Below are 9,713 nucleotides of genomic sequence, written 5' to 3'. Positions count from 1 at the left end.
CCCTCATAATTGGGATTTTCAATAATAGGTCTTGGAACCATCAGCTTTTCTACACCCGGCTGGCGAAGCTGACGTTGTTCTGGCACAGTAATTGGAATGTCTTCATAACGTGTGATTTTCCCGTAGTTTGGATACATTGGATAACCTTGTTCATCTGTGTTTTTTTGATATTTTTGAGACATAGTAGTCCTCCTCGAAATATCCATTCTTCGTTACTTTATGTAGTATGGGCTAATCAAGTGCATAGTCAACCTCCATTGTATAAATACTATTGCTGGTACGGGCTCAATACTTTGAAAGGTTGAATAAGGTGAAGGAATAAGAAAAACTCTAGGGAGGTTATCACTTTGTATTATTATAGTCCAGAAGTAAAATTTTTGTTGGTGGATCATTCTGATGAAAAGATTGAAATGGTATACGATTCCAACCCTCATACTTGGCAAATGCCTAAAATCGGACCTAGACCGCCATATTATTGTAATCCACGGTATGGACAGTATTATCCTGTTATTTAGTTGTATTTTAGTTTATAAGAAACATACTCCTGTAAGTGTTTTGATTAGAGTTGTTTCTCTTTACATCTGATAATACCGTGGCCGTGGTAAGGTAAATCTTAAAATAGAATATTCGTGTTTAATCTCATTATTTCTTTCCTAATTCGGAAAAGGATTGAAACAATTGAATTTATTATTACCTTTTTAGCAGCATTTGTTTTAATATTTTGTAGGAAACTAATGCTTATTAAAAGGGCGCTTTAATGAAGTGACTAAAGCCTAATTTCTCACTTATAACACCGAGAAAATAGGCTTTTTTATATTTGGATTTCCTTAACGTTGTAAATATGCATTTTCCTGACACTACCCCTATACAGAGAAACGCCATACAAGTGAATTATTGTAGAGGATTGTCCGTTAAATGCAGTTTAAATCAATGAGAAGTTGGGCAAATATGTTAAATAATACCCTCCCCATCAGCAGAAAAAACAGCAGGGTAAACAACTTGTTTGTTACAAGTACGTTTCAACAGTTGCGCTTTGGTATGTTGTTGAGATCCTTAATATTAGGAGCAAGACAATGGTTAGTGAAAAAACACAATGATGAAAGGCAAATTCTAAGGAGAGATAGAATGAGTGAATTCAAAACTAAGATTCCAGACCTTTCTAATTAGTAAAGTAACAGAGAAAAACCTTAATAAAGTAGTTGTTTATGATCTTTGGACGCAATGCCCTGAATGTGGGGCAAATGAAAGTGAGCTAGCCCCAGAAGATCTTCACTTCTCATAATTAAGGTTTAATTCATATGGCATCTTGATTCTTTCTATCAAGATGCCATTCTCCTATCCACTTCTTCTTTGATATTTGGCTATTGATTATAATTATATTACTCCTACCTCACTGACTCAATCTCTATTCTTGGTTTAGCGTTATACTAATTACTTACCTCGACATCTACTCGCCTATTACAATACCAGTTATTCAAAGAAAGCCTCCTAATGCTTTAGCATAATGGGCCACTCGGGCTTAGTGATCGGTCTGTATAAACACCTCCCTCAGCCTCTGCTGTACACTTTATTGTAGAAGCCTTTAAGTGTGGGTTTAGCTTATGCTTTTACTTGAATTACTTGTCTCGCTGACAAAAATTTGTATCGTCAGCCCATCAGATTTTTGTGAGGACTTTCAATATATATTCTTTAGTCTTCTGCATTGAAGCTATTTTCTTTTCTTTCAAATTCTGGATAAGCTATTGATTTGGCTTCTCTCAACTCCTCCCTATCAGAAATCGCGGATAATGTTTTATCAACTATGTTATAATAACCAGCTTTATTATCCGTTATAGAAGCTATTTCCCATAGAATATAATAAAATTTCTTACGATCCAAACTGTGCACATATTCTTGTTCAAAACCTTTAACCGTATATACCACAAACTCCCAAACAGACTGATGATCTCTTGCCCTCACAGCTTGAGCGATTGCATGAAGGACATTTAATAAATCCATGGTAACCACTATATTTTTCCTTGAGTAATGTCGTATAGAGGCAAAGCTGATATACAAATAATCTTCGAATTTTAAACTCTTTAGTATAACACGAAGATTACGCTGATTATCTACTAGATAAGGAGTAAAGTTTGCGTTCTGTGAAATATTTATCAGCAAGTCCCCTAGTTGGTAGATCGTACCAGATGCTGTTTTTGGATCATGGTTACCTAAAGCTCGTATAGCAATTTCTACAAATTTATTTAGGCTAAATTCAATATCTTGAATTTCTGTTTGCTTTTTTCCAAATCGAAACATATCCATATATTTTTCTATATCAATATTTTCACTTGACGCACTTTTCTTCCAATAGGTGAATAACGGAGTAGAATTAAATACAAAACTACCCACTTTGTATTCTAATCTTAAAACTATGGCATCCTTTTTTGCTTCCTGAATTAGCCCAATAAAATCAACCTTTTGCAAATATCCAGAATTTTGAATTACCACCTGGGTTCCTTCAGATTTAGGGATATCCTCTTTAACTACATTTATGTTTTCAACACGGTAAGTCTCCAATACTTTTATTAATGAATTATCCATAATATTTATCGATTCCGTTTTCATATCTAATGTCATGTTTGTTATTTGTAACCAGGTAATTATATGGTTGATAAAGACCACAAAAGCTCCTAGTGAAATGACAGCTACAATAGTTGCGAAAGTCGGTATAAAAAAGTAGTTTGCTTCTTTATTCAGAAATAGTAAGCTCAGAAGTACATATAAAAAGCTTCCTATAAAAATCCCTAACGTCCGTTGAGTTCTCTTTGTAATCATAAAGTTTCTTAAGATTCGGGGTGAAAATTGACCAGAAAAGGTAGTAAGCGCGGTCAACACCCCATAAAAAGTGAAAGAAGTTAGTGATAGAAGACCAGCAGTCAATGTACTTAAAATGTTGCGAGTTAATTCATAACTTGGATTTAAGAATGAAGGAACTAGAGAGCCAACATTCATCCAAAGATCAACCCATGAAGTAAAAAGAAATAGTATAAAGGCCATCACTGAAAAAATAACAGGCGTCAGCCAAAGGTTAGAAAATTTATAAATCCACCTTTCTCTCTTGGACATATTAAAGTATTTTTTTGTTTCTTGTTTTAAATTCACTCCCATTATTAAAAATCCTCCATCCTTCGCTTCCCTAATATTATTAATTCAGGTAATATGGTACATATACTGACTAAATTACGAATACACAATGATTTTTAAATAAGTAGAGGAGGGAATAGAAAACGTCCCCTAGCGAGGAGGCAGTAAAATGGCTTTTTCCTACAACTATGAATACGACAAGTTTGGAAAGTTTTAATTTCCGTAAACGTCCTTCTAAATCCAAGAATTACTTTGAGTAGACCTTTTCTCTCTGGGGCCATGTTTCCAAGACCTCTATATCTTTAATATCAAAAGCTTTACCTTCATAAGATGCTGCGAAATCAGCACAAAATCGGCTAAAAATCCTTCTTGTAATTTACCTTTCACTTCTTCTTTGAATTCTAGTTGTGCGGAAATTTCAGTATAAGCTTTATAGATGGTGTCGATGCTTACTTTTTCTTCTGGCATCCACCCCCATATAGGCTGCCTCCCTGATCTAAATTGCAGGAAACATTTGAATCATGGGAACAGGGGACCAATTGGACAATGCTATTGAACAGGAGGAGAGACTCATATGCGCCATCGGATCCTCCATGCTCAGGTTCTTGCTCCTGATCTACTCGAAAAGCTGACAGAAATTAAACCATACTTAGAAATTCAATCGGGATTTATGATGAGTGAATATAATGATACAGCGAAATGGGTTTTGGGAAGAACGAGTAAATTATTGCAATATATGGAATACGGTTAATAAAAGAGCGATTCCATATACGTGCAGTCCAGACAAGAGCAACTTCTACGCCCTGTCACCTATTGCATGCATCGTTACCTGAAGATTATTTTCATCTACCAAACGTAATATATCTTTTAATTCTCTTTGAGAGTAATTTAGGATGCCATCTGTATCAGGTTTATCTGTATATGGTTTCCTTAATGCAGTTGTATGGATGGGCTGTGTGCCATCAAGAAAAATCTTAATAGCTCCTACCTTAACCCATGCGTTCCATCTCCCATGCGCATATTTGATTCCTCAATGAAATTCTTTATATCATTTATGTTGAAAATATAATGATGAAGTTGGACATCTATGGTAGCTTTCCCTCTTCCTCGAGTTCTGTATAGGTATTCTATAAAGTCGAAATGAACCAACATAGTTTAAGTCATCTGTATGTACAGAGGTTATCCCTATTTTCAGTCAATCTCCATCTTCAACAGCTTCTTTTATCTCCTTTTTGATTTTTGTCTGAAGTGGAATTTATTAAAATGTACAACGTCATTCTCCTCCATTTTTTCATGATTGAATTTCTTCTTGACCAATTTTTTGATTTCTTAAGACGTAATCTCTCTAAAACCCAATTCTTTATCCATCAATCCAAACCTAAGTAAATGAAGATGTGTATCATTAAATGAGGGAGCCAGTGTCTTTCCACGCCTTTGATTATTTCCGTATTATCATCTTTATCGTAGGGACCTTCCTTAATTTCTCTGAACTTGCCATTATCTAAAACAGCATGATACAGTCCATTTTCATGCTCACTATTAAATGGCTTGTATAATCGGACATTGTCAATTACCTTCATCTCTTCTTCCTCCTTGTGCTTCTATTCTGTTAACAGTTAACTGTTTCCCCGTATCCTTTGGTATAAACGTAAACAGAAAAGCAATTAAAGATAATTACATTTTGTTTTATTCAGATGACCTTTCGATATTTTTATCATTCAGAAGAGGGAAGTTCTACCGAAAATGGCAATACAGAAATTAAAATAGAAAATGGGTGAACGTTTCCTGATCATAAAATAAATTGAAAACAAGGATAAACCTAGGCTGAACTGCTATAACCATAATAAACCAAGGTCAAGTAAAACAGCCATCTTAAAAATCGGAAATTATGTTGAATAAAATCGGTTTATTTTTGAAAGGGGGAATGGGGGAACCTATATCTTTTAAGATATATTTGAATGGATTTACTACTAATTACAGTAATTGTCATTCCTTAAAGCATCCATCCTCCTTAATGATCCTACATTGGACAATTTGTATATCCTCTTTTGGCAGTTTACATTTTAATGCGATCTCTTTTTGGGTTGTCTCTCTTAACTTCCCTTCTCTCTTATATTCTTTTTCAACCGTTATATTTTCAATTATTTTAAATAATTGTGGACGATCCAATTCACTTTTTTTATGATAATTAATCCATTCTACTTGCACTAACATTTTTATCACCCTAACCTTTGTAATATAGATGATGACTGACAAGAAAATTCCACTCCAATAATAGGCGGTTCCTGTATTATTAAGTGAACCAACCACCTAAATTCATTATAGTTAATTTCTTAAAGTATTTTTCTTAGTAATCTTCAGTTTTTTTTTCACTTTCCTTCTTTTTTTGTACCCTCTACTTCACGGCTGTGGATCAATATCACGATTGGGGTCCTTCTCCTTCAGTTTCTGTTCAGGAGAAAGTACGTCCCGCTTTTCTTGCTTCTTATTATTTTCGGCCATAAATAATATTCCTTTTTAAACCTATTGGCTATTAGTGGGCATATCCAGCACCATAACTGCCTTTTTCAAATCATGGTTGACCTGCTCTTTCACATCATAGGTATGATACAATCATATATGTGACAACCTTATGATCCATATCAATCGCATTATTTAGTTATTTTTCTAAAATTTTGTGTACTTCAGGACGAGCTGTTTCTGTAATGGCCACAGAATAATTTCTAACGGCCGTTTTTCTAAAACCAGCAAGTCTCTTGCGATAACTTCATCAGTAATTAAATCTTTATTGTTGATTTTATTTAATAATCCAGCCATGATTTCATCCTCCTTTTTTTATTTAGCTTCTTCAAGAATACCCTTCAATTCTTCTATAGCTTCCTGGGCAACTTTAGCGTCTTCCTCAAGCAGTTCCTTCAACCCACTATCCGTCGCTAATCCCTGCATTAGTGAAGATTTAGCCGCGCAAGCAGATTTTTTATTGTCAGCATTTCATGTACTTCCAATATTTCATGTTGAGTTGAGTATAATTGTTGTTTTTAACCATGTAACATCCTCCTTTTATTTATAAATTCCACTCTTTTCCTTGCTCTTTGGCGGTGTGCCATGCATATAGGAAGGCGCTGATTTCAACTCTTACTTTCCACCATGTACTTGCGGTTCTTTCACATAACCAAACCTTCTCCATCTGGGGTTTTCCCAGACATCCAGCTCCCCTCTTTACTTTCTTCTCCTTCAGAGAAGTTAAGTAAATCATAAGAGAAATCAGTGGCTTCCCACTCTTTTGGCACAGTGGACGACGGAACGGTCGTTTCATGTTCCTCTTCCAGCTCCTTGAGAGCCGCGATCCATTGATTCTGATGCATCGTATCAAAAGAATCCCTCCTTATAATTGAAAGGCATTATTTTAGGATGTCTTAATCCAATACGCTGCGTCATTATCTGATGGAGACGGTGGGAACTGTTCTCCTTCATTAAGTTTGATAGACTGTTTACTTTTGCTCGTGTTCCCGTTCACTAGGCTGTCCACTTTATATGTTCCACTTTCGGGAGGCTTTTTCACCTGTTTTAAATTGCTCATTCTTTGCCATCTTAAAACACCTCCATTGATTATTTAATATTTTACGGCTAATGTGGCTTCTCTCAAATCAGGCATTACGAGTGGAGCCGTTTCCTACTTTATGACCACCTTTTTGGCCGATTTTCTCATTATTCCCCATATTTCCAGCTAGGGGTTTCTCCACCCTTTCGAGGATACTTTCAAAAGTTTCTCACTATACTCTTATGCCACTTTTCCCCGCTTTTCGACCAACTTCCTCTGTAGTTACTTCTTTGATTATTTGTTGTCATGTCGATGGACCTCCTATAGAGATTTATCGTGTCATATAGAGTGCTTTCTCGTTTATCTATTAAATCAAACCAAATCTTGCCATGTAATATTATTGTAATACCTTATTTTCATTCATAGCCCTCAAAACCATAAATAGAACTTCCTAAATTTGGCGTAACGTTTTTCCCATCACTGTTTTTGGTGTTTTAAGTTTACAAGCTCGAGAGGCAGGAAATAGAAGCATAAATCCATTGAAGAAAGGAGTTTTAAAGAAATGGAGCATGTTAAAGCTTTATTAGTCAAAGGTATGTTAACGTTAGTCGCCCTTTATTTAGTATTAGGTGTGGGGTACGGAGCTCCTTTCGTTGGAGTATTGCTACTCACTCTTGTGCTTGGGCTCGTGTCCTACTTTTCAGGAGATCTCTTTATCCTTCCAAAAACAAATAATTTAACAGCCACATTCTCTGATCTTGGTATAACATTTCTTATCGTGTGGCTGCCGTTAGTTGGTTTATAAATGTGGATAGATCAGCCGTCGTGGCAGCATTATTTTCAGCCGTCATTATTGCTATTGCAGAGTATGGATTTCACATTTATTTAGCTTCACATGTTTTACCCAAGAATACTCGTGTACGCTCCTATACGCACTAAGCATTACCCATGAAACACAGCTCCTAACTTTCAATCGGGAGGGCATCGCAAAAGGGTCACATGAGACGCGGGGAAGCAGCTTTTTAAAAGGAAAGAAGAAATTCCAATAAACTGAAACGAAATTGTAACAAGATTCTTTCCTTCATTAGGTCTTCTAAAAAAACTAAGCTAAGAGGCATGCCCACCTAATTCTTATCTTTAGTGGTTAGGGGAAACTTTCTTTAACTCTAATCAACACCATGGGTGAAAAAATTCTTCCCCAGGGGTTCTTAAAATTCAGTTAATGGGATACTCTATGTAGCGCCTCATGCTTCACTTTAACAAAGTTATAGGATATATGATTATATACCATAGATATTGTTTGAAGTGGCCCGTAAAAGTAAATGTAATTTAATGTAAACAAAAAATTAACTAGAAAGGTGGTTGGAAGATGACAGCATTAAGAGAATATATGAATACCGACTCGGTATCTCGTGAAGCGTCCGACAACTTATCTACGCTTGCTAAATGTATAAAACAAGAAGATATTGGTTTTGTGCCTATTAAGATCGAGATATCGTGGTTAAAGGGTTAGCCAACGGCTCTCCTGAAGATTTAAAAGCTTCCGATGTTATGACAGAAAGAGTTGTGACAGGGTCTTCCGACATGGAAGTAGCTGAAGCAGTTCGGCTGATGCAGGATCATCAAATTCGCCGCCTGTTAATTGTAGATGAAGATAAATTTAGCGGTGTGGTCAGTATAGGAGATATTGGAATCAAGGGTGCAGATAAAATAGCAGGCAATATTGTAAGGGAAACAGCCAAAGAAACAAGTAACAATTAAAAGATTATGATCGATAGATATAGTTATAAGAGTAAAACTATATCATTAAACTAAAACCTCCTAAAGTACATTAAGAAAATATGACATGTAGAAATCAAGTTTAAATTACCCATTATGGGTGGTAAATATTTATATACATTTTAAGGAGGTATATGAAATGGCTAAGAATAACAATCAAAACAAAAACCAAACCATGACAACGGAAGAAGCAGGCCGTAAAGGCGGAGAGAAGGTAAGCCGCAAATACGATCAAGAACACTTTGAAAATATTGGTCAAAAAGGTGGAGAAACTACCGCTCAAGAGCACGATCAAGAATTTTACGAAGAGATTGGCCAAAAAGGCGGAGAAACTACAAGTAATAAGTACGGAGAAGAACATTATGAGAAGATAGGTAAAAAAGGCGGCCGCAACTCAGGTAATGGTTCTAACAATAACTAAGTCGCAGCCGCTTGTTCAAATAAAGCTAGGTACTTTATTTAATTAATACAATTATAACGGAGGTGTTTGACTATGGCCAACAAACAGTTTAAAACAGGTGAAAAAGCTCCAGAATCCGGTAACTATAAAGTCGATAACCTTGTAAATGGAAATAAAACAGATGATAATACTGAAATCAGCTTAAATGTAGGAGATCAATTCCCACCTTCCCCATCTGAAAATGAAGCAGCTTATTGGGTAAAATCATCTTAATAGTTTTCTAAAATTACCCTGCCTTACGTGGATCAACACAAAAGGCAGGATAATTTTTTGCATTTGAGTTACTAATTGGCATGTTAGTAGGTTATTATTTACATTATCACCTTCATTTAATTATAAAACTTTAGTAAAAGCCGGATTACATTGCTCATAGACTAATTAGTACCTCTTCTACTTCAACAATTCCCCTCATTATCCATACATTACATATACGACATTAATCTAATTTAGTCTCAAACTGTCTGTTATTTCAAAACGGAGTCTTCAGCTATCCTCCCTCTATAAAGAATGGACAATCTTACGATTTCTCTGGTTTTCTTAGAATTTCATAGTTATCCATATCGATTCCTTATTTAAATAATGGAATTAAGTTGTATTTATGTCTAATTTTTACTTTTAGAGCCTGACCGTTTACACCCAATTGCTTATCTTTTAAAAAAATGGGTTATGACTGAATTATGAGTGCACTTATGGATGTCCACAATTCTCATGGAGGTGAACCCTCCCATGTCTCACAGAGTCAATGCTCTAAAATTCCTTCGTACAACCTTTCCATGAGGTGGATGTCAGTAATGCTGCCCGACAGGATCA

15 protein-coding genes and 1 pseudogene are annotated in these 9,713 nt (G+C 35.5%); 7 read left to right on the top strand and 9 right to left on the bottom strand.

Features of this window, described 5'->3' with window-relative positions; translation table 11 throughout:
* From BLW54_RS19035 to BLW54_RS20530, 3 genes and pseudogenes are all read right to left on the bottom strand, one after another.
* Positions 1-182: pseudogene (locus BLW54_RS19035) on the bottom strand (NAD(P)-dependent oxidoreductase); the annotation flags it as partial.
* Between the two features lie 1,507 nt (positions 183-1,689).
* Entirely contained in the window at positions 1,690-3,147 is a 1,458-nt protein-coding gene (locus BLW54_RS19025; protein WP_074736283.1) for a DUF2254 domain-containing protein, read from the bottom strand.
* A gap of 270 nt (positions 3,148-3,417) precedes the next feature.
* Positions 3,418-3,591, bottom strand: a complete 174-nt coding sequence (locus BLW54_RS20530) for an amidohydrolase family protein (RefSeq protein ID WP_139254224.1) — start codon at positions 3,589-3,591, stop codon at positions 3,418-3,420.
* Between the two features lie 106 nt (positions 3,592-3,697).
* Between BLW54_RS20530 and BLW54_RS20830 the strand changes: the two genes are divergently transcribed.
* Positions 3,698-3,874 (top strand): hypothetical protein, encoded by a 177-nt coding sequence (locus BLW54_RS20830; protein ID WP_167358841.1) that lies wholly within the window; start codon positions 3,698-3,700, stop codon positions 3,872-3,874.
* 45 nt (positions 3,875-3,919) lie between these two features.
* Here the strand turns inward: BLW54_RS20830 and BLW54_RS21355 are convergent, their stop codons facing one another.
* From BLW54_RS21355 to BLW54_RS18990, 6 genes are all read right to left on the bottom strand, one after another.
* Complete coding sequence (locus tag BLW54_RS21355; RefSeq protein WP_439330204.1) at positions 3,920-4,096, bottom strand: hypothetical protein; 177 nt, start codon at positions 4,094-4,096, stop codon at positions 3,920-3,922.
* A gap of 394 nt (positions 4,097-4,490) precedes the next feature.
* On the bottom strand, positions 4,491-4,703 hold the full coding sequence (locus BLW54_RS19010) for a hypothetical protein (protein WP_074736281.1): 213 nt from the start codon (positions 4,701-4,703) through the stop codon (positions 4,491-4,493).
* Between the two features lie 406 nt (positions 4,704-5,109).
* Positions 5,110-5,337, bottom strand: a complete 228-nt coding sequence (locus BLW54_RS19005; RefSeq protein WP_074736279.1) for a hypothetical protein — start codon at positions 5,335-5,337, stop codon at positions 5,110-5,112.
* A 453-nt stretch (positions 5,338-5,790) separates the two neighbouring features.
* Entirely contained in the window at positions 5,791-5,940 is a 150-nt protein-coding gene (locus BLW54_RS21070) for a hypothetical protein (RefSeq protein WP_244153549.1), read from the bottom strand.
* Positions 5,941-6,287: 347 nt separating this feature from the next.
* Entirely contained in the window at positions 6,288-6,488 is a 201-nt protein-coding gene (locus BLW54_RS18995) for a manganese catalase family protein (RefSeq protein WP_074736277.1), read from the bottom strand.
* Positions 6,489-6,529: 41 nt separating this feature from the next.
* Complete coding sequence (locus BLW54_RS18990; protein ID WP_074736275.1) at positions 6,530-6,703, bottom strand: YjzC family protein; 174 nt, start codon at positions 6,701-6,703, stop codon at positions 6,530-6,532.
* 523 nt (positions 6,704-7,226) lie between these two features.
* On the opposite strand from BLW54_RS18990, the gene BLW54_RS21410 reads away from it, so the two are divergent.
* From BLW54_RS21410 to BLW54_RS18970, 6 genes are all read left to right on the top strand, one after another.
* Positions 7,227-7,469 (top strand): DUF2512 family protein, encoded by a 243-nt coding sequence (locus BLW54_RS21410; RefSeq protein ID WP_439330203.1) that lies wholly within the window; start codon positions 7,227-7,229, stop codon positions 7,467-7,469.
* Positions 7,445-7,603 carry a DUF2512 family protein gene (locus BLW54_RS21405; RefSeq protein WP_439330202.1) on the top strand — a complete coding sequence of 53 codons (159 nt, stop codon included), beginning with the start codon at positions 7,445-7,447 and terminating at the stop codon, positions 7,601-7,603. Before BLW54_RS21410 ends, BLW54_RS21405 begins: the two co-directional genes overlap by 25 nt.
* A gap of 430 nt (positions 7,604-8,033) precedes the next feature.
* The gene (locus tag BLW54_RS21065) at positions 8,034-8,177 is read left to right on the top strand and encodes a hypothetical protein (protein WP_244153548.1); all 144 of its coding nucleotides are present in this window, start codon (positions 8,034-8,036) and stop codon (positions 8,175-8,177) included.
* Positions 8,162-8,425 carry a CBS domain-containing protein gene (locus tag BLW54_RS18980; protein ID WP_244153547.1) on the top strand — a complete coding sequence of 88 codons (264 nt, stop codon included), beginning with the start codon at positions 8,162-8,164 and terminating at the stop codon, positions 8,423-8,425. Before BLW54_RS21065 ends, BLW54_RS18980 begins: the two co-directional genes overlap by 16 nt.
* Before the next feature lie 157 nt (positions 8,426-8,582).
* On the top strand, positions 8,583-8,864 hold the full coding sequence (locus BLW54_RS18975) for a general stress protein (protein WP_074736273.1): 282 nt from the start codon (positions 8,583-8,585) through the stop codon (positions 8,862-8,864).
* Positions 8,865-8,936: 72 nt separating this feature from the next.
* Complete coding sequence (locus tag BLW54_RS18970) at positions 8,937-9,116, top strand: YjzC family protein (RefSeq protein ID WP_074736271.1); 180 nt, start codon at positions 8,937-8,939, stop codon at positions 9,114-9,116.
* Positions 9,117-9,713: the final 597 nt, after the last annotated feature.

The organism is Halobacillus karajensis, assembly GCF_900108515.1.
Classification (GTDB): Bacteria; Bacillota; Bacilli; order Bacillales; family Halobacillaceae; genus Halobacillus; species Halobacillus karajensis.
This window is presented reverse-complemented; position numbering and strand designations above follow the sequence as displayed.